Raw genomic sequence first — 26,906 nt, forward strand, 5'->3', positions numbered from 1 at the left:
ACAGGATAAAGGTTGTCACGCATTTGAATCGGCTGGCGACCTTCCGTCGCATTCGTTCTCAATAACGGATGAACGCTGGCAGGCTCGTTTTTACTCAGATTACCGATGGCTTGGACCGGAAGGAGTTCGACCGATGCATCAAGCTTTACCCGATGCCCAAGAGCAGTCGCGGATTTACCGCACGCGACCAATTCCTTGCCATGGTCTTTGCCCAGTTGACTTACCGGGAGGGGTTGCGCGAGATCGAGGCTTGTTTGCGCGGGAATCAAAACGCTTACGCGATGGGGTTTCGCGGCAACATTACCCGCACCAATTTGGCATATGCCAACCAATGGAGGGACTGGCGCGTCTACGAAGCCATGGCTCATATCCTCATTCGAAGGACGCGGAGACTTTAGGCAGGCGAGACGAACCCGATGGGTCTCGATGGCATGGTCGTCGCGGTCGATTCGAGCACCATCGATCTTTGCCTGACTCTCTTCCCTTGGGCGGACTTTCGTTCCACGAAAGCGGCGGTAAAGATCCACACGCAGTTCGAACTTCAAGGCTCTATCCCGCTGTTCATCGACGTTACGAAGGGACGGGAACACGATGTGTCTTTCCTCGACCGAATGCCAGTCTCTCCCGGAACGATCTATGTAATGGATCGTGGATACCTCGACTTCGGTCGACTCTTCGGCCTCAGCCAGGCCGGAGCGTTCTTCGTTATCCGTGCCAAACGCAACCTCGACTGCTATGTCCGGGAGTCCCGCAGAGTTGCCAAAATCACAGGTCTGCGCAGCGATCAAACAATCGGTCTGAGCGGAGCCCTGTCCAAGGAACGATATCCCATTGCTTTGCGTCGAGTTCGTTTCTTCGACGAGGAGACTGGCAAGGACTTGGTATTCCTTTCCAACAATTTTTCCATCCCAGCATTGACCGTCGCCTTGGTCTACAAGAGCCGCTGGCAGATCGAACTTTTCTTCAAATGGATCAAACAGAACCTGCGGATCAAGTCCTTCTTCGGAACCTCGGACAATGCCGTCAGAACCCAAATTTGGATCGCCATCTGCACCTATCTTCTCGTCGCCAGTCTCAAAAAGACTCTCTGCCTCGACCACAGTTTGACCCGGATTCTGCAAGTTCTGAGTGTTAACGCTTTTCAGAAAGTTCATATCAATCAGCTATTTACAGAATCCTTCACAAATTTTGACGAAACTCAATTATCTAACCAACTCAACTTCAACGACTTCCTAACTGGACAGTAGTGAGTTTGTATTTTACAAATTATTACGATCTATTATGAATTTCGGTGGCTTTTCTTCCGAAATATGCTCACGAAGTTCTTTATCGTTTCTTATTTTCCTGGGGATTGAAGGGGGGACATGGATTTGAGTAAGAGGAGTGATTCGGCTGATTATTCCCGGTTTTGGGTGCTCTCCCGTGAGAAAAGGAGTTTTTTAGTGGCCTCTTGACGCGTCGCAGTCTGTGGCTGCGTAATCCCATCCCGCCATAACTATCAACAAAACTTACTAAATTCGGGAAAAGGTCTCACGCAGGGTCTCATGACATCCTTTCCGGTCTTTGCCTGGCCAACCTTGTCAAAATCGCTTCCAGGCTTTTGCTCCGGAGAGGGGAGGTTTACTCGAATTCTGCCTTGGCTGGGAGGCGAGCGTCGTGGGAGAATGAGAAATTCGAGGATCGTAGCTGAAAAAGTTTTGAATCGAGGCTATTAGGATTAGAAATACTTTATGGAGTCGGAAAACAGATCTGAAGTTTTCGCGGAGTGTCTTGGTCTGGGCCGGGGGGTGCGTGAGTATCTTCTCGTGGTCTTGGCCGGGTCTCTTTACGCGATCGCGTTGAAGTACTTTGTTCTTCCATCTAAGGTGGTCTTGACGGGGACGGAGGGGATCGCGGCCGCTTTGTCCTACTATTATGAGAGTGAGGCGCTGTTTACGGGGCTTTATTTCGTCTTTCAGTTCATCTTGATTGTTTTTGCGTTCTTCGCGGTGGGCCGGATGTTTGCCCTGCGTTCGCTTTTGGTGGTGGGCACGGTGGTCGGTTTGCTCACCGTTTTACCGGAGTTGAGGGTGGCTGATCCTGAGCCGCAGAACGAACGGATCATTCTGGTGATTTTTGGGGGGCTGCTTTCCGGGGTCGCCAAGGCACTGGCGTTTACCAATCGCGGATCGACGGGGGACGAGGACATCCTCGGGGCTTATTTTGCGATGAAGTATCTGAAGCCGGTTGGGTTTATCGCAATTTTTGCCGCAATTATTTCAACGGGTTTCGGGCTGGTCATGGCTTTCCTGAAGAGCGGGGAGTTTGAGCCCGTGGTGAATACCCTGATGTATACCTGTATCTATATCTTTATCTCCGCGGAGACCCTGAATAACCTCTACAAGAAGTTCAAGCTGACCATGCTCTCGATGATCACGAAGGAGAGGGAAACGGTGGGAGAGGCGATCAAGAAGACTTTTCCGCATCGGACTTACACTTACCAACCTGTTTTCGGTGGCCATAGCCAGGACCCCTTTTGGTTGGTTCGGACAATCGTGACCCACGAGGAGTTGCCCGGGATCAAGGACGCGATCGAAGATGCGGATCCGAAGGGGTTCCTTTATCATAATGATATTGAAGGCACCTCCCGACGATATTTCATCTCGCCGATTCGATGAGCTGATCATATCGGAGCAGATGAGGGGTCTTGGGCCTTATTGAGACTCGTTTGCGAATATTCTGAGGGTCTCGGGCCGATTGAGGATTGTCCTTCTCGGAAGATTTCGTCATCAACAGGAACTTGATGCGATTGGTGGGACTTTTATTGCTCGTCTTTATGGTCAGTGCTCTCGGGGGCTGGTTTGGCGTGCGTTTCGCAGCGAATGAATCGACGAATTCTTCGCTAACGGCCGAGCTGTCGAGTGAGGTTCGGGCGTTGCAGAGTCGGCTGGAAGCGTTGGAGTCCGGTCAGGAGCCCGCGAAGGCCTTGGTCGCCGCCCTGGAAGACACTTCCGGCGAAGAGAATTTCGCAGAGGATCAGAGTTCTTCCGAGGTCGTGGAGGACGAGATGACGGAAAGCCCGCTGGATTCCAAGTGGCCTCCGGCGAAGCGTGAATGGTTTGAGGCGAGGGCGAGTCGCGAGATTGTTACTTTTACGGATCTGGAGGGCCGAGTGGTTGAAGCTAAGCTCGTGGATGTTACCGATGATAGCGTGAAAATCGTCCGGTCGAAGGATGAGCGTCAGTTTGTTTTGCCCTTGGATCGGCTAGTTTCTTCGGATCGTGAGTTTATCGAGTTTTTGGTCGAAACGGGAAAGTTTTCTCCCACCTCCGAGGAAAAATCGGATGAAGTCGACTGGGGCGCAATTTTTGGAGAGGAAAGTGCTTAATGACGAATTCATTGAAAATGAGGTCGGGGCTTGCGTTAAATTTTGATCGCCCAAGGGTTTGGGGAAGTAATTTAACAGGAATTTCCTTTTATTCCTCGAATCTTCGTTTTGAATGCAGGTGAGCCAGATATGGAGACGAAAAGCAGCCAAGTAGGATATAACTCTAAGGTCGAGGGTGACGTGATTGTCACCAAGGTCGACGCCGTAATCAATTGGGTCCGGAAGAATTCCGTTTGGCCAATGCCGATGGGGCTCGCCTGTTGTGCGATCGAGCTGATGGGGGTAGCCGCATCGCGGTTTGACATTAGCCGGTTTGGGATGGAGGTCATGCGCTTCTCTCCGCGGCAGTCCGATTGTATGATTGTAGCCGGGACGGTTACGTATAAGATGGCTCCAGTGGTTCGCCGGATCTATGACCAGATGGCGGATCCGAAGTGGGTCGTTGCCATGGGGGCCTGTGCTTCGAGTGGGGGTATGTATCGTTCCTATGCCACCCTGCAGGGAGTGGACCGTATCGTTCCAGTGGACGTCTACGTGAGTGGATGTCCTCCGCGGCCGGAAGCGCTCCTCGATGCAATGATGAAGCTTCAGAAGAAGATCGAGAAGGAGCCTTCGTTCAAGAGTCTCGGGAAAGAGGCCGAAGAGAAAAGGGTTTGGGCATGAACGCATTGATCGAAAGTTTGCAGCCTCGTTTTGAGGGGCTGGAACCTCGGAAATCCAGTGATCACCCAGCGGTCCAGTGTCCAGCGGACCTGATTTTGCCGTTGATCGAGTGCCTGCGCGACGAGTTTGAGTACAATCTCCTCAGCGATGTGACTGCGATCGACTGGAGTGAAGAGGAATCTCCGCGATTCTCGGTGGTCTATCACCTCTATTCCGTGAAGGAAGCGCGTTACATCCGAGTGGTCACGAACTGTGTCGACGACGAAAATCCATCGGTCGCCTCGATTGTCGCCTTATTCCCCGGTGCGAATTGGCACGAGCGGGAGACCTTTGATATGTTCGGGATCCGTTTTGAAGGGCACCCCGATCTCCGCCGAATTTTGATGTGGGACGAGTATCCCTATTATCCGCTGCGGAAAGAGTTTCCTTTGGCGGGGATTGAGACCGAACTTCCGGATTCTGAAATCGGCGAGGAAACGAAGGCGAAGGTATTGCCGGCTCCGATGATGGGCGGGCCTTTCGTCAGTAAGAGTGGGGCTCCGATGAGCAAGGCCGAACCTCGGGCGAAGGATCAGAGCTGGACCGAATGGCAGAAGAAAACTTCTCTTGAAGACGGGGGAGAGGACAAGTAAGCGACTATGGCTAAGACCAAAGAAATTTCGATTGGGGACATGGGGGCGCGTGCGAGCGCCTATCAGGATGAGCTCCAGGGCGAAGATATGGCCCTCAATGTGGGGCCTTCTCACCCGACAACACACGGGGTTTTGCGCCTTCTGATGGAGCTCGATGGTGATTTGATCACCAAGTGCGAGCCGGTGATTGGCTATTTGCACCGTGGGGATGAGAAGATCGCCGAGAACATGACCTACAACCAGTTCGTTCCTTATACGGACCGGCTGGATTATATCGCGCCGCTCGCCAATAACGTAACGTATGCCATGGCGGTGGAGAAGCTCGCCGGACTGGAAGTGCCCCCGCGCTGTGCGGCCATTCGTCTTTTGGTGACGGAGCTGGCCCGGATTTCTTCTCACCTCCTTGGGGTCGGGGTTTACGGGATGGATGCCGGAGCATGGACTCCGTTCATGTACACCTTTACCGAGCGTGAAAAGCTCTATACCCTTTTCGAGGAATTAACCGGAGCCCGTTTCACCACCTCCTACACCCGGATTGGTGGCGTTGCCCGCGACATTCCCGAGGGCTGGCTGAAGCGTGTGTCGGACTTCTGCGACCAGCACCTCCCGATCCTCGAGGAAACCACCAACCTGTTGACCCGGAACCGTATCTTTATGGACCGGACCGAAGGGGTCGGGGTGATTTCTCAGGAAGACGCCCTGGCGTACGGGATCACCGGGCCGAATCTTCGTGCAACCGGCGTCGATCTCGATCTCCGTAAGGATCGTCCCTATCTGGGCTACGATCAATATGAGTTCGATGTTCCCGTTGGCACCACCGGAGACTGCTACGATCGCTACCTGATCCGGGCCGAGGAGATTCGCCAGAGCATCCGGATCATTCGTCAGGTGATCAAGAGCTTCCCGGACGGGGCTTGGTACGCCGAAGATGCGAAAAAGATTTATAAGCCGCCGAAGGGCAAGGTCCTGACGAGCATGGAGGAGTTGATTCAAAACTTCATGATCGTGACGGAAGGCCCCCGCATGCCGGAGGGGGAAGTCTATTTCGAAGCGGAGAATCCAAAGGGGATTCTCGGGTTCTTCGTCGTCTCCAAAGGGGGCGGGGTGCCGTATCGCTTGAAGATCCGCTCCCCCAGCTTCTGTAATTTGAGTATCCTCCCGAAAATCTGCCCGGGACTCTACCTGACTGACATCACGGTGGTCCTCGGGAGTCTGGATTTCGTGATGGGGGACTGTGACCGATAATTGTCGCCGAATATTTGCAACCGAATTCCAAAACGATTCATGAGCCAACCGACTGAAATTGCGGAACCCTTCGCGCTCCCCAAGGAGATCATCGCGAAGATCGACAAGATTGTCCCGCGCTATCCCTCCGCACGGAGCGCGACCTTGCCTCTTCTCCACCTGATTCAGGACGAGAAGGGATACATCTCTGAGCAAGCCATTGAGTGGATTGCGGAACGTTTGGGAATCGAGCCGATCAAAGTTCTGGAGCTCGTCACATTCTATCCGATGTTCCGCCAGAAGCCGATTGGGCGACGCCACGTCAAAGTGTGCCGAACCCTTTCCTGTGCGCTCAACGGGGGAGCCAAGGTTTGTGAGAAATTCAAGGATGCCTTTGGCGTGGAGCTAAACGAGGTCTCGGAAGACGGCGAAGTTACAGTGGAATACGTGGAGTGCATCGCCAGCTGTGGAACCGCTCCGGTTGTGCAGATCGATGAAGTTCTCCACGAGAATGTGACCGAGGAGCGGGCCGACGAACTGATCGAGGAGATCCGGTCCAACGCAAAGGGGGGCTCCTGAAACCTGGAGAACTGGATATGGCAGCAGGCGAAAATAGAATTTTGTTAAAGAATGTGGATCAACCCGGTTACGGTCGGGACATTGATTCCTACATTTCGAAGGGTGGCTACGAGGCCTTGAAAAAGGCCGTTGGCATGAAGCCGGAGGAAATTTGCTCCGAGGTCATGGATTCCGGTGTTCGTGGCCGTGGAGGAGCTGGATTCCCCGCGGGGATGAAGTGGAAGTTCCTCGACCGGAAGTCGGGCAAGCCGATTTACCTCGTCTGCAACGCCGACGAATCCGAGCCGGGAACCTTCAAGGATCGCCAGCTCATCTACAAGGACCCGCATCAGCTGATTGAGGGAATGATGATCGCCGCCTACGGAACGCAGACGGCTCTCTCCTTTATCTACATCCGCGGGGAAATGTATGACGGCGCCCGCATTCTCGAGGAAGCGATCGAAGAGGCTCGTGCCAAGAACTTCCTCGGCGACGACATTCTCGGATCCGGTTATTCCTGTGATCTGATCGTTCACCGCGGAGCCGGAGCTTACATCTGTGGGGAAGAAACGGGACTCATCGAATCGATCGAAGGCAAGCGTCCTTATCCGCGCATCAAGCCTCCGTATTTCCCAGCGGTTCTCGGACTCTACATGTGCCCGACGATCGTGAACAACGTCGAGACTCTCTGTCACGTAAAGCACGTCATTGAACGCGGGGGCAAAGAGTACGCGAAGCTGGGTAAACCCGGCAACACTGGCACCCGAATCTGGTCGGTCTCCGGCCACGTGCAGAAGCCCGGCTACTACGAAGTGGAGTGCGGGGCTATGACTTACGGTGAGTTGATCAACGAGGTGTGCGGAGGGATGAGACCTGGCCGCAAGCTGAAGGCGATCATCCCCGGAGGATCCTCCTCGAAGGTCTTACGCGCCGATGAACGTTTTCAAGGGAAACTGAAAGACGGCACCGAATTTGACTGGGGGGTCGAAGACATCCCTCTCGATTTCGACGGACCGATGGCCGCGGGCACCATGTCGGGATCCGGAGCGATCATCGTCATGGACGATTCGACGGACATCGTTGCCGCCCTGGCAAATATTAATGCCTTTTATGCCCACGAGAGCTGTGGTCAGTGCACTCCTTGCCGCGAGGGTTCCCTCTGGTTGAAGAAAGTCACCGCCCGCATGGTCGCTGGCGAGGCGCGCGAGGAAGACGCGGATCTTCTCAAATCCATTGCGGATCAGATTGAAGGCCGCACAATTTGTGCTCACGGGGAAGCGACGGCATGGCCGGTGCAAAGCTTTATTCTGAAGTTCCGTGATGAATTTATCGATTACGCCCGGAAACAGGCGGCGGAACGAAAAGCGAAAGATTCCAAGACGGCGGCAGTTGCCTGACCCGGTCTGGAACGGAGCGAAGGACACGATTACAGATAGGACGAAATGAGCGAGAAAGGTCAGACAGAGAAGGTCACCGTAAATATCGACGGTAAGGATGTCGAGGTGCCCACCGGGATCACCATGATTGAGGCCGCCGAGATCGCCGGTAAGGAGATCCCTCACTACTGCTACCACCCGAAGTTGAGCATTTCTGGAAATTGCCGGATGTGCTTGGTGGAGATGGGGATGCCAATGCGTGACCGCGGAACGGGTGAGCCCGTGATGGATGACGACGGCAAGCAGAAGATCGGCTGGATGCCCAAGCCCGCGATCGCTTGTAACTCGAAGGTCTCTCCCGGACTCCATATCAAGACCGACACGGATCTGGTCAAAGATTGCCGCAACGGTGTCATGGAGTTCCTCCTCGTCAATCACCCCCTCGATTGCCCGATCTGCGACCAAGCAGGGGAGTGTCGTCTGCAAGAATTTGCCACGGATTACGGTCGGGGCTACTCGCGCTTTATCGAAGAAAAGAACGTGAAGCCCAAGCGGACCGTTCTCGGCCCGCGGGTCATGCTCGATGATGAGCGCTGCATCCTTTGCTCCCGCTGTATCCGCTTCATGAGCGAAGTGGCGGACGACCCGGTTCTCGGATTTACCGAACGGGGCAGCTATTCGACGCTTACCTGTTTCCCCGGGAAGAATCTTGATAGCAACTACTCGCTGAACACCGTGGACATCTGTCCGGTGGGAGCGCTTACCAGTCGCGATTTCCGTTTTAAGATGCGGGTTTGGTTCCTGAAGTCGGTGAAGAGCATCTGCACCGAGAGTAGTGTCGGGGCCAATACCGAGGTCTGGCAGCGCGAAGGGAAAATTTACCGAATCACACCGCGGCGCAATGACGCGGTCAATGATACTTGGATGACCGATAGCGGCCGAGCCCTTTACCAACAGGTCGAGGCGGAAGGGCGCCTACGTCAGCCCGTGGTCAAGGGCTCCAACGCCACCGCGACCGAAGCGGTTCGCGCGGCAGGCGAGATCCTCAAGTCATCGGAGAAGATTGCCATTGTGGCCTCCACGCACTCTTCGGTTGAGGAGCAATATTACCTGAGCCAGTTGGCGCGGTCTAAAAAGGCCAAGGTTTTCGCCGTTCAGCACCTCGGAGAAGAAGACGGTCTCCTGCAATCGGCTGACCGCACTCCCAACACCCGTGGAAGTCTAGTGACTGGGCTCTTGTCCGACCTGCCGAGCGCAGATCTCAGCGATCTTGCTTCGCAAATTGACAGTGGGGCGGTGGATACCGTGCTAGCAGTGCATGAGGATTTGGTGGCCGCCGGTTTGACGGAAGCGCAAATTGCCAAGGTGCAGCTCATTCAGGTCGCCACTCAGAAGAGTGCATCGACCGCGTTGGCGGCGATCTTGATCCCGTCATTGACGGTCTTCGAACGCTCCGGAAGCTTCATCAATCAGCAGTTCCGACTGCAGAAGTTCCACGCCGTTATCCCTGGACCTGCGGGTCTCCTTTCCGATTTGCAAATCTTTGCCTCTCTGAAGTCTTTGGTCGAAGGGGAAACGGCAGCGACCGTGCAGGTCAAAGACGCCTGGAACTCCCTTTCTTCGGAGATCGAAGAGTTGCAGGGCATTCAATTCCGTTCGATCCCCGACGATGGGCAAACCATCTCGGCGGGGAATCTCGCCAATCTTCCATTCCCGGAGAAAAAATCGCTGAAGTTCGATGCACGCGAGTTCGCTCGCGAAGCGATCGGCGTCTCGGAAGCCTCCTGATCATTTTTGCCAATCCAGTCAGATTCCAATGGAACTCACATCCGTCCTCCTGAAAATTGTATACGCGGTCTTGATGATCGTGGTGGTCATGACCATGGCCGGATACTCCGTGCTCATTGAGCGCAAGGTTTCCAGCTGGGTGCAGGGCCGAGTCGGACCGAACCGGGCCTCTCCGTTTTTCGTCAAATATTTGCCTGTGATCGGGCCCATGCTCGTGCGATGGGGGATTTTCCAACCGGTGGCTGACGGGTTGAAGTTCCTTTTCAAGGAGGAGATCACTCCGGGGCACGTAAACAAGGTGTATTACTACATGGCCCCGATCATCGCGTTGGTGCCGGCGTTGACGACGATGGTGGTCATTCCGTTTGGGCAGTATACGAATCCGGATACCGGAGCGGTCAATCCGCTCATGTTAGCCCCGCTCGACATTGGGATTCTCTTCATCTTTGCAGTCTCTTCGCTAGGGGTGTACGGGATCGTGCTCGCGGGTTGGTCCTCGAACAATAAGTATTCCTTCCTCGGCAGCATCCGGAGCTCGGCGCAGATGATCTCCTATGAGCTCTCGCTGGGCCTCTCCATCTTCCCGTTGTTCCTCTGGCTCAACGCACCGGGGGTCGAAGGCGGCTTGGGTCTGACCTCGGTCGTCGGCTATCAGCAGAATATCTGGTTCATTTTTGTCCAGCCGCTGAGTGCGCTCCTTTTCCTCGTCGCCATCTTCGCAGAGACGAATCGCCTGCCTTTTGATATGGCTGAGTCGGAGACTGACCTCGTCGGTGGGTTTCACACGGAGTACGGCTGCTTCAAATTCGGGATCTTTTTCGTCGCCGAGTACGCGCACATCGTCATCGGTTCCGCTCTTTTCGCCCTGCTGTTCCTCGGGGGATGGCATTTCCTTCCCGGCGTAGCCAATCCTTGGCCCGATGGCTGGATCGGAGGCGTTCTCTCAACGATCTGGTTCATCATAAAGGTCGTGGCGATGATTGTCTTCTTCGTTCTGATTCGTTGGACGATCCCCCGGTTCCGTTACGACCAGGTGATGAAGCTTGGCTGGACCATCCTCCTGCCTCTGGCGATCGCCAACCTCATCTTGAACGCGATCATTATCGCTATCATCGATACACAGTAAATTTTGACTCACCATGGCTGAAACCAAAGTAATCGAGCGCAAGCCGCTGAGCCTGTCGGAGAGAACCTATCTCCCGCAGATCGTGTCCGGCTTGAAGACGACGATCTCGCAAATCTTCAAGCCCTCAGTCACCTTGCAGTACCCGGAGGAGCGTCCCCCGATCCCGAAAGGGTATCGAGGTGTGCCGACCCTGGTCAAAGACCCCAACGGTCGCGAGAAGTGTGTCTCCTGCCAACTGTGCGAGTTTGTCTGCCCTCCGCGGGCGATTCGGATCACCCCGGGCGAAATCCCTGAGGGCTCCGAGTATGAGCACGTCGAGAAAGGACCGGAAGAGTTCGAGATCAACATGCTGCGCTGCATTTATTGCGGGCTCTGCCAAGAGGTTTGTCCCGAGGAGGCTATTTTTCTTCAGGACGTGTTTTCACTTTCTGGATACTCGCGTGAGGAAATGGTGAACGATAAGAAGAAACTTTACGAACTAGGTGGAACGCTCCCCGACGAACATTTCAAGTGGGACAAAAAGAAGGCAGCAGAGGAGGCTGCGGCAGCGGGCGGACACCATTGAGGGCGCAATCCTTTCGATTTTTGTCTTTTCCCGCTAACACCTTTATTACAGGTTGATTTCCCGTGGACGTGCTTTTCATTATTTTCGCGGTATTGACGGTGCTACCGGCCTTTTTGATGGTCGTAGCTCGCAATCCGGTCAACGGCGCCATGTTCATGATCGTCTCCTTTGTGGGGATGGCCGCGCTCTTTGTGCTTCTGGAGGCCTTCTTTTTGGCCATTCTCCAGATTCTCGTCTACGCGGGCGCGATCATGGTGCTCTTTCTCTTCATCATCATGTTGCTCGACATGGATGAGGTGGAGAAGATCAAGCCTCGAACCGTAACGGCTTTTGCCAGCGGGATTTCCTTGGCCTTGATCGTGGTCGGGATCATTTCACTGCTCGGCTCGGACGGTATGTCCGGGCAGGCGTTTGCTTCCCTTGCGGCAGCCCCGGATTTCCCCTCCGCTGCGGCTCCGATGGAACTTTCTCTGAGCACCAAGTCCTACGGATTCGGGCTCTTCACGAAATACATGCTTCCGTTCCAGTTGACGGGGCTGTTGTTGTTGGTGGCGATGATCGGTGTGATTGTCATCAGCAAGAAACGGGAACCATCCCAGGAGCAGAGCGCTTCCTGACCTTTGATTGGTACGGATATTCGTCATGACACTTAGTCTGAATTCTTTCCTTTTCGTTGCGGGGCTGTTGTTCGCCATCGGTTTTTTCGGAGTGCTTCTCCGGAGGAACGTTCTGGTGATCTTCATGTCCCTGGAAATGATGCTCAACGCCGCGATTTTGGCGCTCGTCGCATTCTCACGGTTTAACGGCATTATGGACGGAAACATCTTTGTCTTTTTCATCATCACGGTCGCAGCGGCGGAAATTGCCGTCGGCCTGGCCATCATCGTGGCGCTTTTCCGGAAGCGTCAGTCGGTGATGGTTGAACAGCTCAGCAGCTTGAAGAACTGATCCGATGGAATTAAACACCCTCATGGTTCTTATCTTGGTGACCCCGCTTCTGTCGGCGGGGCTCATTGCGCTTTTCTTTCGCGATCGCGGAGGAATCGCTTCGGGGATCTCCGTCATTGCGAGCGGTCTGATTCTCGTCTTGTCGATTTTCCTCCTGCTGAACGCTCCGGACAAGCCTTACACCACCTCGATCGACTGGTTCACAGTGGGCGACCTCACGATCTCGTTGGGGTTCCTGCTCAATGGGCATACCCACCTGCTGCTGTTTGTGGTCTCCTTCGTCGGATTCTGGATTCATTTGTTCAGCATCGGGTATATGGATGACGACAAGGCGAAGGGGCGCTTCTTTGGCGGACTTTCGATCTTCATGTTCTCGATGCTCGGGATCGTCCTCGCGGACAACCTCGCGATGATATTCATCTTCTGGGAGTTGGTCGGATTCAGTTCTTACATGCTGATCGCCCACTACTGCGATACGGATGAAGCCGCCGAAGCTTCGAAGAAGGCTTTCATCGTCAATCGGGTAGGGGACTTTGGTTTCCTGATCGGGATTGTCTGGTGTTTCTGGAAGTTCGGCACCCTGAATTTGAGTGAAATCGATTTGGCGGTGGGAGCGAATCCAGCATTGGCCGTGACCGGATTGGGGCTGCTCTTGATCTGCGGATTCCTCGGAAAGTCGGCTCAATTCCCACTTCACGTCTGGTTGCCGGACGCGATGGCGGGCCCGACTCCGATCTCTGCTCTCATCCACGCCGCAACCATGGTGGCCGCGGGGATTTTCCTCCTCGTGCGGATCGATGTCCTCCTCACTCCTTTCGTTCTGGAATGGATCGCTTGGACGGGTGCTGGCATGGCCTTGATTGCTGGTTTTGTCGCTTTGGGGCAGAACGACATCAAGAAGATCCTCGCCTATTCGACGCTCTCGCAGCTCGGTTACATGGCGGCGGCAGTCGGGATTGGGTTGCCGGGATTGGGTCTGTTCCACCTGACAACCCACGCATTTTTCAAGGCTCTGTTGTTCCTCTGCTCGGGCTCGATTATTCACGCCTGCCACCACGAGCAGGACATCTTCAAGATGGGCGGATTGCTCAAGAAGATGCCCGTGACCTCGATTGCCTTCCTCGCCGGAATGCTCGCTCTCATGGGGGCAAACTTCACTGCCGGATATTGGAGTAAGGAAGCCATCATGACGGCCGCCTTCGCAATCGACGGACCGATCTTTTGGTTCCTCATCGGAGGTGCTGTGCTGACAGCCCTCTATATGGGACGACTCTTCCTTATCGCCTTCCTGGGCAAACCTCGCACTGAAAAAGTGGAGCATTGCAAGGAAAGCGGTCCGGTCATGCTTCTGCCGCTTCTGGTTTTAGGGGTCTTGGCGTTAATCGGTGGTTTCTACACCTTCTGGCCTGAGGTTCTCTCTCAGTCGTTTGTGGGTGAAGTAAATGCCGTATATCACGGGGAGGAGTTCCACCACGCTCACGAAACCCTCAAAATCTGGGGAACGGTTGCCTGGATTTCCGGGTTGGTCATTGCCCTCGTTCTCTACGGAATCGGCAGCTCCAAGGATCGCTTGGCTGAGAAGGTTCCGGCGCTCTACACAGTTTTCCGCCGCCGTCTCTTCATCGACGATGTCTATGATTTTTACGTCACAAAGATTCAGCAGCGGTTTGTCGATATCCTCGGTTTCATTGATCTCTTCCTGATTTCAGGAGTGATGGTCAGGGGATCGGCGGGAATCGCCGGACTTGTTGGGGTTTTCACTCGAAGTCTGCACGTCGGCAGTCTTCACGGATATGTTTATTGGTTTCTCTTGGGGATCGTTCTGTTTTGGGCGTTTTCCATGGGCTGGTTCTGATCGGAAATGGTTTTTGATAGTACACTTCTCCTCCTGGCGATTTTGATTCCCCTTTTCGGGGGATTAACGCTGCTCGGGTTCCGAAATCTTTCCGCTTCGGTGGTTCGGCTCGTGGCGTTGACCGGGTTCACTCTCCCTCTGCTGATCGCGATCTGGCTCTACTTTATGTTTGCCGGTGCGGATCAGGTGGATGGATACCGATTCTTCACTGAGCTTGATACAGGGCTGGGCTTCTTTGGCATCAACTTGACTCTGGGGCTGAACGGGATCTCTCTCCCGCTCTTTTTCCTCGCGGGACTCGTTGGGTTGGCCGCGGGTATTCAAGCGCTGCATTCCGACGCCGGACGCCGTCAGCTCTACTTGAGCTTGCTTCTGATCATGCAGGCAGGGCTCATGGGAACCTTCGCTTCAGTCGATATCTTCTTCTTCTATTTTTTCCACGAGCTCGCCCTCATCCCGACTTTCGTGATGATCGGCATCTGGGGAGGATTTGGCCGACGCTCCGCGGCGATCGAGATGACGATTTATCTGACGCTCGGTGCGATGCTTTCGCTTCTCGGGTTGATCCTCATCTACTCAGCTTCGGGAATCGATTCCTTCAATCTGATCGATATTCGCCAATACCTGATAGAGCAGCCATTGAGTGAAACCTTGAGCAATAATATCTTCGGATTGCTGCTCTTCGGTTTCGGGATTCTGGTTTCGCTCTTCCCCTTCCACAGTTGGGCTCCGCGTGGCTATGCGGCGGCGCCGACGGCAGCTGCGATGCTGCACGCCGGGGTATTGAAGAAGTTTGGCCTCTACGGGTTGATTCAGATCGCCTATCCGCTGCTTCCACAAGGGGCAGCACATTGGGGCCCTCTGCTCATGTGGTTGGCTTTGGGGAACGTGGTCGTCATCGGCCTCATCACCATGGCTCAGCGTGATCTGAAACAGATGGTTGGGTACAGCTCGGTGATGCACATGGGCTATTGCTTCCTCGGATTGGTAACCCTCAACTCGATCGGGGTAGGGGGAGCCGTGATCCTCATGTTTGGTCATGGTCTTTCCGTGGCGCTTCTCTTCATGCTCTCCACCGCGGTTTTCCATCGGACTCAGACTTACGACATGAAAGAGATGGGAGGCCTCGCCACCCGGACTCCGATTCTGGCCGGAATGTTCGTTGCCGCGACCTTTGCCAGCATCGGGCTTCCCGGATTTGCCAATTTCTGGGGTGAGTTTGCGATCTTCGTCTCGCTCTGGCACTACAATCCATGGGCTCTCGCAGCTGCGGCTACGGGCATCATTATCTCAGCGATTTACGGACTGCGGGCCGTGGCTTGGATCTTTTTCGGAAAGCCGTCCGAAGCCTTGGCTGAGCATTGGAAAGAGAACAAACCTTTCGAGTTGCGGCAGGGCGAACGTCTCTCGGCGACCCTGCTATTCTCCGGTCTTATGATCGTGGGATTCTTCCCGCGGATCTTCTCTGACTACGTCGATATGGATCTTACGCCTTATTTCTCGTCGGAACCGACTGCTTCGGTGCAGGCCGCCTCACCGGCGGAAATCGCCGCCCAGCAGAACGATTCCGAAATGTTTGTCGCCAACGCGACGTCCAATGATCTTTCCGCGAAAGTGGAGGTGGCTCGATGAATCTCGAAGTTTTTAAAACACTCTCGGAGTCCAACCGCTGGGGACTCCTTCTGCCCGAGATCTTTCTCGTCGGGCTGGCCTTGGTTCTTCTCGTCTTCGAGATGTTGTTCAAGCGCCAAGACCTTCTTCTCATCGTACGTCTCGCCATTTGGGGGCAGGTCTTGCTGTTGGGCTTGATCGCCCTCAGCTACTTGGAAGGTTTCCCCACCGAAACCGTCTCAGCATTTTCCGGGTTGATTCAGCAGAATCCGGCGACCGAGGTGATGCGGATATTCTTCATCACCGGTTCTCTTCTGGTGAGCTTTTTGGCGATGACCTACTTGAAGAAGCAGGATCTGCCGCGGACGGAGTTCCTCTCCATCACGATGTTGGTGACGGTGGGCATGATGATTCTCGTCCAGAGCTCGCAGTTCGTTCTCTTTTTCGTCGCTCTGGAAACCGTGACCGTGGGGTTCTACGTTCTGGTGGCCTATTGCCGGAAGAGCCCGTTCTCTCTGGAGGCTGGTTTGAAGTTCCTCGTCCTCGGGGCGATGAGCTCGGCGATCCTCCTCTTCGGAATTGTTTTTCTTTACGGTGTAGCTGGGAATCCCTCGTTGCCCGGGCATGTCTCGGATCCGATGAATTTCTCGCAGTTGGCCTCCTTTATTGCTGCCAACCCCAGCCATCCTTTGGTGCTGATTGGAGCTTCACTGGTCTTGGCGGGCGTTGCCTTCAAGGTGGGAGCGGTTCCTTTCCAGATCTGGATTCCCGACGTCTACCAAGGCGCGCCCACTCCGGTGACGGCCTTTCTGGCGGTTTCTTCGAAAGCCGCCGGTGTCTTCGTTCTCATGACGCTGGTTCGCGGTCCGTTCGCTCCGTTGAGTTCTTTCCTCATCCCGCTCCTTTCGACGGTGGCGGTCTTGACCATTCTCTTCGGAAACCTGACTGCACTGCCTCAGCGTAATGTGAAGCGCTTGATGGGGCTCTCTGGAATTGCCCACGCTGGATATCTCCTCGTCGGAGTAGTGGCTTCGATGACGGTCGATTGGGCCGTGTATGCGGTGGTCTTCTACCTAATCACTTACCTCTTGGCCTCCTTTGGCGTATTCGGGGTCATGATCCACTTGGCAGGAGATGATGACTCGGATCAGGAAGTGGACCATTACGAAGATCTCGGGCAGCGGCAGCCATTTCTCGCCGGAGTGCTGACAATCGGACTTTCAAGCCTTGCAGGAATCCCGCCTCTCGGCGGATTCATCGGGAAACTCCTCATCTTCATTGCCGCCTTCCAAGCCGAACTCTACGGACTCTTGGGCGCAGCCATCATTGGTGTGGTCCTGTCGATTTACTATTACTTTGGCTGGATTCGGGAAGCGGTTTTCCGCGTTTGGCGCAGTCCGGAAGGCAGTGGTGCCAATTCGTCCGAGGCCAATCCCATTACCGTATCAACGGTGGAGACGGTGACTCTCGGGGGACTCTCCGCGCTTACGATCGGCATTGGGCTCTTCCCCACATTGGTGGATTGCCTGATGCGGCTTTAGTGGAGCCTCCTCGTCAACATCTTTCGCCGACAGGGTTTAAGTCTAGCTCCACGACCGGAGGTGGGTTTTCTCTGGCCCGCCGGAGTGTGCCAATGCGTAGGTGTTCGCCATTGAATCGCCGGAGGCGAATGATCCATCGTCGGTTCCCTTTTGGGCGTAGCGAATATTTTAATAATAAGGTGGGTAAGGCTAGAGGCATTTCGAACGGTGGGTGGGTTGCTTCAGCGCCCACCTTGGATTCGACGAAGAGAGACAATTCAGCGGATGGGTATCCTTCGTTCTCTACGAATCCTCTTCGATCTTACACGGGCAAGGCTGAAGCCATGCCCCACAGCAGGTGTGTTGCTTTCTCGGTCCCGCCGAAGTGTGTGGATGCGGAATGCACTACCTTGAACTCCATCTTGAAAAAATCCTAATGCTCGAAGGTGTAGAAAAGGTCTTTTTTCTCGGAATTGGGGGCACGGCCATGGGTAATTTGGCCGTCTGCCTCAAGAGGGCCGGAATCGTTGTGGGAGGATCAGACAATGTTCTTTATCCGCCCATCTCGGATCTTTTGGCGGAACAGAGCATTCCTGTATCGGCTCCCGATGACCTTGCCGTAATGCAGGATTGGAGTGGTTCCTTGTTCATTGTCGGGAATGCGGTTTCCCGCGGGCATCCTCAGGTCGAATGGTTGATGAACCACTCTGCGGAAGTGCGATGTTCGTTTCCGGAGTTTCTTGGATCCTACATGCTTCGGCAGACGCGAAATCTCGTGGTTGCGGGAACTCACGGAAAATCGACGACGACCTCCGTCGCAGCGAAACTTCTTTCGGAGGGGCGCGCGACCGCAGGATGGTTTGTCGGGGGAGTTCTTGCCGATCAGACCCCGGCTTTTACTTGGGATCCGGGATGTGAGGTTTTTGCCATCGAAGGCGATGAATACGATTCAGCCTTTTTCGATAAGCGGTCGAAGTTCGTTCACTACCGCCCGAAGGTCCTGCTCATCAATAATCTGGAATTTGACCATGCGGATATCTTTCGGGATACGCAGGACGTGCAGCGATCTTTTCGTCAGGTCATTTCGCTTGTGCCTGGCGATGGAACGATTCTCTACAATGGGGACGATCCACGACTCGCCGAAATGCTTCCGGTTCCCTGGGCTCCGTGCCTGAGCTTTGGAACCGGGGAGGACAACGATTTTATCATGTCTCGGGTGTCTAATGATGGTGTGACTGAAGTGTCCGTTCGGCGGAAGGAGGAGGACGCGGCTCTATTGACTGTCGAAACGCGTCTGCTCGGGGACTTCAATGCCCGGAACGTCGCTGGGGCGGCTCTGGCAGTCCGTCATCTCTGCCCAGACAGGAATGAGACTACGGTCGATCTCCGGGATTTCCGTGGATTGAAACGGCGGCAGGAAATTCGTTTTCAGGATGAGAGACGAATCCTCATCGAAGACTTCGGACATCATCCTACGGCACTTTCCCTTGCTCTGAAAGCCTTGCGGGAGTCCTTTCCCGGATGGAGGCTTCACGCCATGGTCGAACCGCGTAGTAACACCATGAGGACCAATCGACTGCAGTCGGACCTAATCGAAGCTCTTCGTTTGGCCGATACGGTCACCTTGGCCCCCATTCATCGCCAGGAACGGATCCCCGAAAAGGAACGTTTGGACTCTGAAAAGATCGTTCAAGTCTTGGCCGCGGATTCAATTCCCTGCCGTTTTTGTCGCCAAGAAGCAGAACTGCGCGAGTCCTTCCAGCAGGAGATTCAGAACAACAAAACCCTGACCGTGGTTTTTTCCAATGGCGCCTTCTGTGGGCTGCTGGGGGAATTCGTAGAAACGTTGCGACAGTAGTCGACTCCGGATCAGGAAGAGGAATAAAACCCTCGCCCGAAAAGAATATCGGTCGGGATGATCATTCTCGAGGATACTTTCATTACTGGATTTACTTCAGTTCGGTTCCGGAAAATATCGATTCCTCAAAGCCGAATTTTTGTGGCGACAATTCGGTGATATCCTCGGAACCGAGGAGCCAGTTGAAAGCTTTCTCCTGGCTTTTGGTGGGCGGAACTTGATGGGCACCTTCGAATGAAATCACGGCCACCTTGGCCTTATTTTCTTGGAGGATGGAGACATCACGATCCAGATAATAGTTGGCTCCCTTGTCATTGTTGCCATTCACCATAGCAACTTTGATCGGGAGGTAGCTTGATTCGAAGTATTGCTCGGTCCCGAGCCAGCCACCATTGGAGTAGATTCCTGCCCAAGGCCGGTCAATACGAATGGTGGTGCGAATTGCTCTCAATGCGCCTCCGGAGGTTCCTCCGATGAAGAGTTGGTTCGGATCATTCTGAACGATCTCTTCGATCTTGGGTAGGATCTCTTTGAACCGTTCCGTACTAGCCATTGATTCTTCATGGGAATGGGTGTTTCCAAAATGGTCTAGGGTCACGATAGTCATTCCGGTCGATTCAGCAGCATCCAGATGGCGAAGAAGATATCGCAACCCCTTGGGCCCGGGGCTGAAGAGGATCATTAGCGGGCCGCCCTGCGATTCATACACGGTAGATGGCTCATAAATGTAGAAGTCATAGTTAAATAGATCTCCGATGTAATTGTAGTGGCTGAACCTACCTGAGAGATCGTCTAGCTTCGCATTCAGTCTTTCGCTGACCTCGAGCCATTCGACAAGCCATGCCTGGTCGACTGTTGAAAAATCGGACAATCGGTAAAACTGTGGATCCCGTTCGTTTTTGCGGAGGTAGACGAAGTTTCCAGATGGGTCGACTTCGATGAGCTCTGCTCGGAGCTTCGTTCCATCAGACATGGTCCAAGTCCGGAGATTGGTATTGCCGAATAGGTCGATGACGCAGGCGGTGAAACCGAGCAGGAAGAGAGCAATTTTCATGGTGCCGAGGAGTTGAATACGGAATCGTCAGATCTTTGGGGGAGACTCGATGGAAAATCCCTCCTCGTTTAGAGACTCAAGAAAAGCGTTAAATTCTTTTCGGTTTTTGAAAGAGCGATGCTGTGGCATTTGCGCCTCCTTGATCGAAAACTCGATCTTCACCCCGTCCTCCGTCTCGAATACAGTTTTCTCGCCGACTTTTATTTTTCCGGCAAAAAAGAACTCCCGGGTATTGAAGCTCGCGACGAATTCTTCTTCTGGATTTCCGATCGTGTAGTTCAGTTCTCTTACGCGGAGAACGTTTGTGTAAGTGATGGAGTCTCCATCCTTTTGGGTGATGGAGTCGAGTTCGCTCCCCAAGTTTATGGAAAGAGTGCCATTGGGATCATACCTCTGAGCGACGAGGACTCGGGAAGGGTAGTTGGTCATGTTCTTCCAGTTCATTTCGGAGATGATCTCACCATCCTGCTCGGCGCGTATTTGGAAATCGAGCAACTGGGCGGAGGTGATGGAAGGTATGATGAAGGAAAGGACGATCAGCAGAGGAATGCAGGATTTCATAGTAGGTTGATTTAGCGGCGGGGTCGCGAAAGTGCGGATTCTCATTTTTCACTTATAGATACAGAGCCCGGATGGAATGATCATTGTTGAGGAAGTGTCTTCGGGAGTGGGATTACCGTAGGGTTTTGAAACAGGTGATTTTTCGATTATGTTTGATTGGGGTAACTTTCTGATACGACTCTGGAGATGATCAGTCGGATCGTTTTGTTGTTCTCAAGTGTAAAAGTGGTCGAGCTTCCAACCTCCATTTTTCCGGTGAGAAAGTATTCCTCGGGATCGAAAGTCGCGATTAGCTGCGTTTCGGGATCTCCTTTGTCTTCTTTTAACTTCCTTACACACAGAACCACGGCATAGGTGACTTGATCCCCGTTTAAGCTACAGATAGACCCCGCTTCGACGCCAAGATTCATGGTGATACTATCGGTCGGTTTATATTCCTGTCCGACAGAGATATGAGCTTTTGAGCCCGGGACGGTCACCCAGCGAGGGGCGGAAATAAGATCGTCTTCCTTCATGAGTTGTATCTCGAAGGTAAGCTTCGATCGGCTTTCCGCCAAGACGGGTGGGCCGAACGTAAAACACAGTAGAATTGCGATCAGAAGCTTCATAAGATCAGGGGTGTGTGGATTGGGATAAGGATTCTCTAGCGAGGTTCTGTTATCGGATCAAACGAATAAGCGTCGATCCCTTTGTAGGTCTACAGTTAAACGCCGAAATGCGTAGCTCTCCTTGGTAAGATGAAACCTACTATTTCTATGATGAAGAATCCCTATCCCCTCTACCTTCTGGTTGCATGCTGCGTATTCCTGATCGGATCCAATCTCTTTGGAGAAGAGGTGTTGCGAGAGAATATCCCGTATTTGAGAAACGGATTGCCGATCCAGACGTTAACCGTTTTTCGTCCCGAGAACGCCGAAACTTTGCTTCCGGCGGTGGTGATGTATCACGGAGGGAGTTGGAAGAAAGGCACTCCGGGTCAGCTAGCGCAACTCGGGAACTATTTAGCAGAGAGAGGAATTGTACTGGTCTCGGCTGGATATCGTCTGGTTGGGAAACAAACGGAGGACGTGGGAGATTGTGTGAAGGACGCGATCGTTGCTTATGATTGGGTTTGCCGAAACGCCGAATCGATCGGTGTTGATCCGGATAGGATCGCAGTCGGTGGAGCCTCCGCTGGGGGGCAGCTCGGATTGAGCGTCGCGCTTTTGAGCGATTCTGCCTTTGAGGAGATTGCGGGCTCCGAGAGACAGGCTCCACTCGCGTACCTGGGACTGAATCCTGTGGTCGATACGAATGACCCTCGTTTTCTAAAAACGTTCGAGGAGTATGGGGATGACTTTAATCCGGTCGCTCTCTTGGAAGGGGGAGCGCATCTACCTCCGACATTCATTGCCCACGGACAGAAGGATGCGGTGGTTCCTCTCAATACGGTTGAAAGGTTCGCGGAAATTGCGACCGATCAGGGAGATGAAGTGGAAATTATGATTTTTGAGGGACAGTCGCACGGATTTTTCAATCCTCGGAAGGGCCGTGAAAAGATGCTGAATGAGCTCTATGTGGCCGTGTTTGGCTTCTTGAGTGAAAGTTTTGATTCGGCCGGGTCGTGAGTCTTTGATTGGTCGTCGTATTTGGGCGCAAAAAAAAAACGGCGAACCCGAAGGCTCGCCGTTTTACAGCTAAAATCGATTGAAAGGGCGGTTATGCCTTTTCTTTGTCCTTACCCTTGGAGCCGTCACAGCTGCCGGAGCAGAGAGAATCGGCGGAAACCGTTTGGGTGATGCTGGTCTTTTCCTTTTCGGACTTCTTGTCCTTGGAAGCGTCACCGCCACCGCAGCATCCACCTGCGTAGACGGAAGCGCTCAGAGCGGGAATAGCGAGAACGAGGAGGAGGGTTTTGATGGATTTCATGGTATATCTTGGGTTCGTTTTCCGTTGTTCGAATGGTGAATAACGAGGAAAAAATCGGCTTTTTCAACTCGAGGAGGCAAATTTCTGGCGATTTTTTGGATTGTTTCTCAAGTGGCTGATATCCAGAAGCTTTTGTTGCCGGAATAGGAGTGATTTGGAGCGCAAAATCTTCTCCGTGATCCGGAGACCAGAACAGGGGTTAGCTTGTCAAAAATTCGACCAGTGCTTCGCCAAAGGCCGGAAGGTCCGGAGGACGGCGGGCTGAGATGAGGTTCTGGTCCCAAACGACCGCTTCGTCGATCCACTTGGCGCCGGCGTTGGTCAGATCATCCTTGATTCCGGGAGTGCTGGTGACGCGGCGTCCTTTGACGATCCCGGCGGATATCGGAATCCAGCCCGCATGGCAAATCATCCCGATCATTTTGTTCGCTTCATCGAACTCGCGAGTGAGTTCCAGGATCTTCGGGTTGCGGCGTAGTTTGTCGGGCATAAAGCCTCCGGGAATCACCAGACCGGTGAAATCTTCCGTGCGAAGGTCATCGACCAGGCATTCGGCTGAAGCCGGATACCCGTGCTTTCCAGAAAACTCTTTCATCTCTTCCCCCGCGACAACCGTCTCCGCTCCCGCCGCTTGCAGGCGATAAAGCGGATACCAGAGTTCAAGGTCTTCGTAGATGTCGCCCACGAAAAAGAGAATGCGGTGATCGGAGAGTGATTGGGTCATAGAGGCAGGGTAGGGCATGTTTCCGGGATTTCCAATGAAGGAGGGAAAAAGGTGGCAATTCGCGATTGTCGAATGAGAAGGAGGTACCGTGCAGCTTCAGCAAACGGACGCGTGAGAAAAGCAGCGTCTGAGGGGCGGCATCCGCTTGCTGAAGCTACAGGCTACGAAATTCCAAAGTATCAATTCATTCTGGATTGCGAAAATAGAGCAAAGATGCTCCGTTAAAAACATGTCCTTAATTCCGACTCAGGAACGATGGCGGTCTCGTTTGCCGCACTGGGAAGTCGAAGGGCATTGGCACTTTGTCACCATTCGATGCAAAGGGAGCTTGCCTCAAGTAGCAAAACGCCAGCTCGAGGAGATTCATCAAACAATGGCTTCAGTTCAGCCGCGCTCTGACTTATTCGAAAATCTCCAGCGACGATATTTCCAAACCGTCGAAAAGTATCTGCACCAGGCTCAAGGTTCATGCCCTCTTAGCAGCAATTCGGCCTCTGAAGCGTGCTTAAAGGCCTGGGAGGAAATGGAGGAGGAAGACTGGCATATTGGCGAGGCCACCATCATGCCCAACCACATTCACTTCCTCACTTTCAGACATGGATCAGCATTTTCTCTTAAAGAAGTCCTCCGAAGATTCAAAGGGCGCTCCGGCAGATGGATCAACCAAGCCTTGGGGCGCTCCGGTCGATTCTGGCAGGAAGATTGGTTTGACCGATGGATGCGCACAGAAGCTGAACGAGACAAGACTATTGCTTACATTCGTAACAATCCGGTGAAAGGGAAATTGGTCACAGACTGGGAGGATCACCGGTGGAGAATCAGTAGCAAATTTCCGAAATAGGAAAGGGCCGGAGAGAAATCTTATCGTGCCGTGCATCCCGCATGTGCGGGAGAACGGGATGCCTGCCTCTCAGAGGTTACCTTTCTAACGGGCCGTTTGCTGAAGCAGCACGGTAAGAGGAGAGTTAGCGTCCTTTTATTGCAGTCCCTCGATGGCTTGAGCGACTGCTTCCTCCTTACCCGCTTCGATGCGGATGAAGAGTTCTTGGAGGCCTTTCGCAGACTGGGTGACTCCCTTGAGTCCACCGGGTTCGCGCCGTTGGATTTTGACAGCGCCGGTGCGGCCTTTCTGGCCGAGGGATTTTCCTCCGTAGGAGAGACCAATGATGACACCAATCACTCCGTCCAGCGACTCGATCTTTTTGATCGTTCGCTGGCATTCTTTTGAAGTGCTTTGATGGCGTCCGCGTGAGGGCATGGGGCTGGACTAGGGCAAGGCCGAGGATCGGTCAACGGGTTAAGCGGATTGCTGGCGGGATGGGTTCCCCTCCAGAACCTCTTGTGGGCGCGGATACTTTGCCATTTCAGTTGTTCCTTCGGGAATAAAATCGAGGGTGGGGGTTCCTATGTGAAAGGACTGTTACGGACTGGGGATGCTTCAAAATATTCCTAGCGCATCCGTCTTTTTGTCGATATCAGTATCCCGATACATCAATCACCTCAACTTATGAAGACGATAAGAAGTCATTATTCATTCTCCCTCCGCGCGCTTTCGATCCTCGGTGCCGCTTTTTGTCTTTCCTTCGCTCCCGCGCTGCAAGCAGCAACCCTCCACGGAAATCTCGATGTGGCTGGAGGAAAATCGAAAAAGTTTGGGAAGAACGTGTTGGTGACTCTCTATGAGGCGGCCGAGTTTACTCCTCTGGCTCTGGCCACGACTCAGACCGACAGCAGCGGCGATTTCCGGATCGAGATCGCCAAAGAAAAGTCGGACAGCATCTTCTTTCTCTCTGCCAATCTTTCTCCGGAAGTCCGTTTCATGGCGGTTCTCGGAGAAGAGTTGCCCACACAAGCGGTCGTGAACGAGCTGACCACGGTGGCCGCTTCCTATTCGATGGCGCAGTTCTTCCGGACCGGGCAGATTGCTGGGAGTGCGTATCGATTGCAGATCGCTGCGCAAATGGTGCCAAACATCGTCGATCCGGCGACGGGCCAAGTTTCGGATGTTTTGCTGACCTCTCCCAATGCCGATGAAACCAACTCTCTGCGACTGACCCGTTCCCTCGGCAATGTGCTCAATGCCTGTGTAAGAAATTCGACCGCCTTGACCTTCTTCCTTCAAGCGACGGATGACGAATACGGGCGGACTCCGATCGACACTGCGGAAGCCTTGGCCAATCTGGCCCGCGATCCGTCGCAGAACGCCTCTTGGATTTACTCGATGTCGAAGTACAATCGTCCCTATAAGCCTGACTTGACCAGCGAACCCGACAATTGGTCTGTGACGGTGAAGTTGAACCGCACGGGACGCGATGATGTCTTCTTCGGTGGCGCGGCCAACGTCGCGTGGGATTCGCGGGGATACGCTTGGGTGGCGAATAACGTGGTTCAGGGCACTCCTAATTCCACGACTTACAATGTTGTCCTCAAGCCAGACGGAACGCCTTCCGACGGGACCAACGGCACCCCGGATTCTCCCATCAGCGGTGGCGGCCTTCTCGGAGTGGGTTGGGGAGTCACGATTGACTACGAAGACAACGATTGGTTTGGCAATTTCGGTTGGGGGAAGCCCAAGAGCCAAACGTATCCGACTCAACGCGAAGGCGGCAAGAGGGGTGCGGGGACCGGAAGCGTTTCCCGTTTTCTCCCCGATGGAACCCCGACCTCAGAGAATGGATACTACGGCCCCTTGCGGGTTCAGGGCATCGAGCCCGATATCTACAACAACATCTGGATGGCCAGCCTCGGAGACACCGACCGCACGCTGGGTAGTGGCGTTTGGGTATATCGAAACGGAGATCCGACGGATGTGGTCTCCTCCATTGTGGATTGGGAATACGCTCCCTTCGGAGTCGCCCCAGTGCCCAATGGCAATGCAGCCTGGGTCACCTTCTCTGGTGGTCTGGCCGGACAAAACCAGAGCGGGCTAGCGAAGTATCGTCTCAATGAAGACGGCTCGCTGGAGCAGACCTTCTATGAGGATTTAGGCAAGACCCTCAAGATTGTCACCGTCGACTTTGCGGGCAATGCTTGGGTCGCCTCGCAGGGTACCAGCTCCATCTTTGCCTTTAGCCCCGACGGAACTAAACTCGGGGAATACACGGGTGGAGGCATCTTCGGGCCGTGGGGGCTCGCCGTCGACGGCGAAGGGAACATCTGGATATCCAACTTTGGGGACATCGCCGCCAACAACGATTACCCCTATGGACGGGTATCCAAGATCTGCGGAGCGAACCCTGCGGCTTGGCCCGAGGGAATGACAATGGGGGATCCCATCTCTCCGAATAGTGGTTACACCGTTCCGAATGAGGGTGACGAAGTTCTTCTTCCCAATGGAGATCCTCTCTACGGCCCCGGAGCGCCCCCAAGCTACAAGCCCATCATGCGTCAAACCAGTGTCCAGATCGATGCCGCCGGAAATCTCTGGAGCATCAATAACTGGAAGCCTCGTTTCGACGTCGATGCCACGGTTAATCCGGGGGGCGACGGCATCATCATCTTCGTTGGTATCGCCCCTCCACCTCCGTTGCAGTTCTAAGATCGGGTTGACCGAAAATCCAGAATTTCC

General features: G+C 53.9%; 25 protein-coding genes and 1 pseudogene. 20 read left to right on the forward strand and 6 right to left on the reverse strand.

Annotation, left to right across the window (positions count from 1 at the left end):
* Positions 1-68: 68 nt before the first annotated feature.
* The 17 genes and pseudogenes from H5P30_RS03095 (at position 69) to H5P30_RS03175 (ending at position 19,091) form a co-directional block, all read left to right on the forward strand.
* Positions 69-1,247 (forward strand): annotated as a pseudogene (locus tag H5P30_RS03095) (IS4 family transposase).
* A 483-nt stretch (positions 1,248-1,730) separates the two neighbouring features.
* Positions 1,731-2,657 (forward strand): YitT family protein, encoded by a 927-nt coding sequence (locus H5P30_RS03100; protein ID WP_185691501.1) that lies wholly within the window; start codon positions 1,731-1,733, stop codon positions 2,655-2,657.
* Positions 2,658-2,743: 86 nt separating this feature from the next.
* Positions 2,744-3,367, forward strand: coding sequence for a hypothetical protein (locus H5P30_RS03105; protein WP_185691502.1), 624 nt, complete (start codon positions 2,744-2,746; stop codon positions 3,365-3,367).
* 129 nt (positions 3,368-3,496) lie between these two features.
* Positions 3,497-4,030, forward strand: a complete 534-nt coding sequence (nuoB, locus tag H5P30_RS03110) for an NADH-quinone oxidoreductase subunit NuoB (RefSeq protein ID WP_185691503.1) — start codon at positions 3,497-3,499, stop codon at positions 4,028-4,030.
* A complete protein-coding gene (locus tag H5P30_RS03115; RefSeq protein ID WP_185691504.1) occupies positions 4,027-4,662 on the forward strand; it encodes an NADH-quinone oxidoreductase subunit C in 636 nt (211 codons plus the stop codon). Before nuoB ends, H5P30_RS03115 begins: the two co-directional genes overlap by 4 nt.
* A gap of 6 nt (positions 4,663-4,668) precedes the next feature.
* Positions 4,669-5,907, forward strand: a complete 1,239-nt coding sequence (gene nuoD / locus H5P30_RS03120) for an NADH dehydrogenase (quinone) subunit D (RefSeq protein WP_185691505.1) — start codon at positions 4,669-4,671, stop codon at positions 5,905-5,907.
* A gap of 39 nt (positions 5,908-5,946) precedes the next feature.
* Positions 5,947-6,465 (forward strand): NADH-quinone oxidoreductase subunit NuoE family protein, encoded by a 519-nt coding sequence (locus H5P30_RS03125; RefSeq protein ID WP_185691506.1) that lies wholly within the window; start codon positions 5,947-5,949, stop codon positions 6,463-6,465.
* A 17-nt stretch (positions 6,466-6,482) separates the two neighbouring features.
* Positions 6,483-7,841: an NADH-quinone oxidoreductase subunit NuoF gene (nuoF, locus tag H5P30_RS03130; protein WP_185691507.1), complete on the forward strand. Its 1,359-nt coding sequence runs from the start codon at positions 6,483-6,485 to the stop codon at positions 7,839-7,841.
* 45 nt (positions 7,842-7,886) lie between these two features.
* Positions 7,887-9,608 carry an NADH-quinone oxidoreductase subunit G gene (locus H5P30_RS03135; protein WP_185691508.1) on the forward strand — a complete coding sequence of 574 codons (1,722 nt, stop codon included), beginning with the start codon at positions 7,887-7,889 and terminating at the stop codon, positions 9,606-9,608.
* A gap of 28 nt (positions 9,609-9,636) precedes the next feature.
* Positions 9,637-10,734 (forward strand): complex I subunit 1/NuoH family protein, encoded by a 1,098-nt coding sequence (locus H5P30_RS03140; protein WP_185691509.1) that lies wholly within the window; start codon positions 9,637-9,639, stop codon positions 10,732-10,734.
* A gap of 13 nt (positions 10,735-10,747) precedes the next feature.
* Entirely contained in the window at positions 10,748-11,299 is a 552-nt protein-coding gene (locus H5P30_RS03145; RefSeq protein ID WP_185691510.1) for a NuoI/complex I 23 kDa subunit family protein, read from the forward strand.
* Positions 11,300-11,415: 116 nt separating this feature from the next.
* Positions 11,416-11,916 (forward strand): NADH-quinone oxidoreductase subunit J family protein, encoded by a 501-nt coding sequence (locus H5P30_RS03150; RefSeq protein WP_185691543.1) that lies wholly within the window; start codon positions 11,416-11,418, stop codon positions 11,914-11,916.
* Positions 11,917-11,941: 25 nt separating this feature from the next.
* Complete coding sequence (nuoK, locus tag H5P30_RS03155) at positions 11,942-12,247, forward strand: NADH-quinone oxidoreductase subunit NuoK (RefSeq protein ID WP_185691511.1); 306 nt, start codon at positions 11,942-11,944, stop codon at positions 12,245-12,247.
* 4 nt (positions 12,248-12,251) lie between these two features.
* Positions 12,252-14,102, forward strand: a complete 1,851-nt coding sequence (gene nuoL, locus H5P30_RS03160) for an NADH-quinone oxidoreductase subunit L (RefSeq protein ID WP_185691512.1) — start codon at positions 12,252-12,254, stop codon at positions 14,100-14,102.
* A gap of 6 nt (positions 14,103-14,108) precedes the next feature.
* Entirely contained in the window at positions 14,109-15,734 is a 1,626-nt protein-coding gene (locus tag H5P30_RS03165; RefSeq protein ID WP_185691513.1) for a complex I subunit 4 family protein, read from the forward strand.
* Positions 15,731-17,254 carry an NADH-quinone oxidoreductase subunit N gene (locus tag H5P30_RS03170; protein ID WP_185691514.1) on the forward strand — a complete coding sequence of 508 codons (1,524 nt, stop codon included), beginning with the start codon at positions 15,731-15,733 and terminating at the stop codon, positions 17,252-17,254. The genes H5P30_RS03165 and H5P30_RS03170 overlap by 4 nt, the downstream gene beginning before the upstream one ends.
* A 379-nt stretch (positions 17,255-17,633) precedes the next feature.
* On the forward strand, positions 17,634-19,091 hold the full coding sequence (locus tag H5P30_RS03175) for a UDP-N-acetylmuramate--L-alanine ligase (protein ID WP_185691515.1): 1,458 nt from the start codon (positions 17,634-17,636) through the stop codon (positions 19,089-19,091).
* 91 nt (positions 19,092-19,182) lie between these two features.
* Here H5P30_RS03175 and H5P30_RS03180 read toward each other — a convergent pair whose 3' ends face one another.
* The 3 genes from H5P30_RS03180 to H5P30_RS03190 form a co-directional block, all read right to left on the reverse strand.
* Positions 19,183-20,145, reverse strand: a complete 963-nt coding sequence (locus tag H5P30_RS03180; RefSeq protein WP_185691516.1) for an alpha/beta hydrolase family protein — start codon at positions 20,143-20,145, stop codon at positions 19,183-19,185.
* A gap of 27 nt (positions 20,146-20,172) precedes the next feature.
* The gene (locus H5P30_RS03185; protein ID WP_185691517.1) at positions 20,173-20,706 is read right to left on the reverse strand and encodes a hypothetical protein; all 534 of its coding nucleotides are present in this window, start codon (positions 20,704-20,706) and stop codon (positions 20,173-20,175) included.
* A 146-nt stretch (positions 20,707-20,852) separates the two neighbouring features.
* Positions 20,853-21,314 (reverse strand): hypothetical protein, encoded by a 462-nt coding sequence (locus tag H5P30_RS03190; protein WP_185691518.1) that lies wholly within the window; start codon positions 21,312-21,314, stop codon positions 20,853-20,855.
* Between the two features lie 150 nt (positions 21,315-21,464).
* Here H5P30_RS03190 and H5P30_RS03195 point away from each other — a divergent pair, with 150 nt between their 5' ends.
* Positions 21,465-22,313, forward strand: a complete 849-nt coding sequence (locus H5P30_RS03195) for an alpha/beta hydrolase (protein ID WP_185691519.1) — start codon at positions 21,465-21,467, stop codon at positions 22,311-22,313.
* Positions 22,314-22,404: 91 nt separating this feature from the next.
* Here H5P30_RS03195 and H5P30_RS03200 read toward each other — a convergent pair whose 3' ends face one another.
* Both H5P30_RS03200 and H5P30_RS03205 read right to left on the reverse strand, forming a co-directional pair.
* Complete coding sequence (locus H5P30_RS03200; RefSeq protein WP_185691520.1) at positions 22,405-22,614, reverse strand: hypothetical protein; 210 nt, start codon at positions 22,612-22,614, stop codon at positions 22,405-22,407.
* A gap of 199 nt (positions 22,615-22,813) precedes the next feature.
* The gene (locus H5P30_RS03205) at positions 22,814-23,338 is read right to left on the reverse strand and encodes a type 1 glutamine amidotransferase domain-containing protein (protein WP_185691521.1); all 525 of its coding nucleotides are present in this window, start codon (positions 23,336-23,338) and stop codon (positions 22,814-22,816) included.
* Between the two features lie 373 nt (positions 23,339-23,711).
* Between H5P30_RS03205 and H5P30_RS03210 the strand changes: the two genes are divergently transcribed.
* Positions 23,712-24,179 (forward strand): transposase, encoded by a 468-nt coding sequence (locus H5P30_RS03210; protein WP_185691522.1) that lies wholly within the window; start codon positions 23,712-23,714, stop codon positions 24,177-24,179.
* A gap of 135 nt (positions 24,180-24,314) precedes the next feature.
* Here H5P30_RS03210 and H5P30_RS03215 read toward each other — a convergent pair whose 3' ends face one another.
* Complete coding sequence (locus tag H5P30_RS03215; protein ID WP_185691523.1) at positions 24,315-24,596, reverse strand: hypothetical protein; 282 nt, start codon at positions 24,594-24,596, stop codon at positions 24,315-24,317.
* Positions 24,597-24,845: 249 nt separating this feature from the next.
* Here H5P30_RS03215 and H5P30_RS03220 point away from each other — a divergent pair, with 249 nt between their 5' ends.
* Positions 24,846-26,876 (forward strand): NHL repeat-containing protein, encoded by a 2,031-nt coding sequence (locus tag H5P30_RS03220; protein ID WP_185691524.1) that lies wholly within the window; start codon positions 24,846-24,848, stop codon positions 26,874-26,876.
* Positions 26,877-26,906 lie beyond the last annotated feature (30 nt).

It is taken from the genome of Puniceicoccus vermicola, from assembly GCF_014230055.1.
GTDB classification, from domain to species: Bacteria; Verrucomicrobiota; Verrucomicrobiia; order Opitutales; family Puniceicoccaceae; genus Puniceicoccus; species Puniceicoccus vermicola.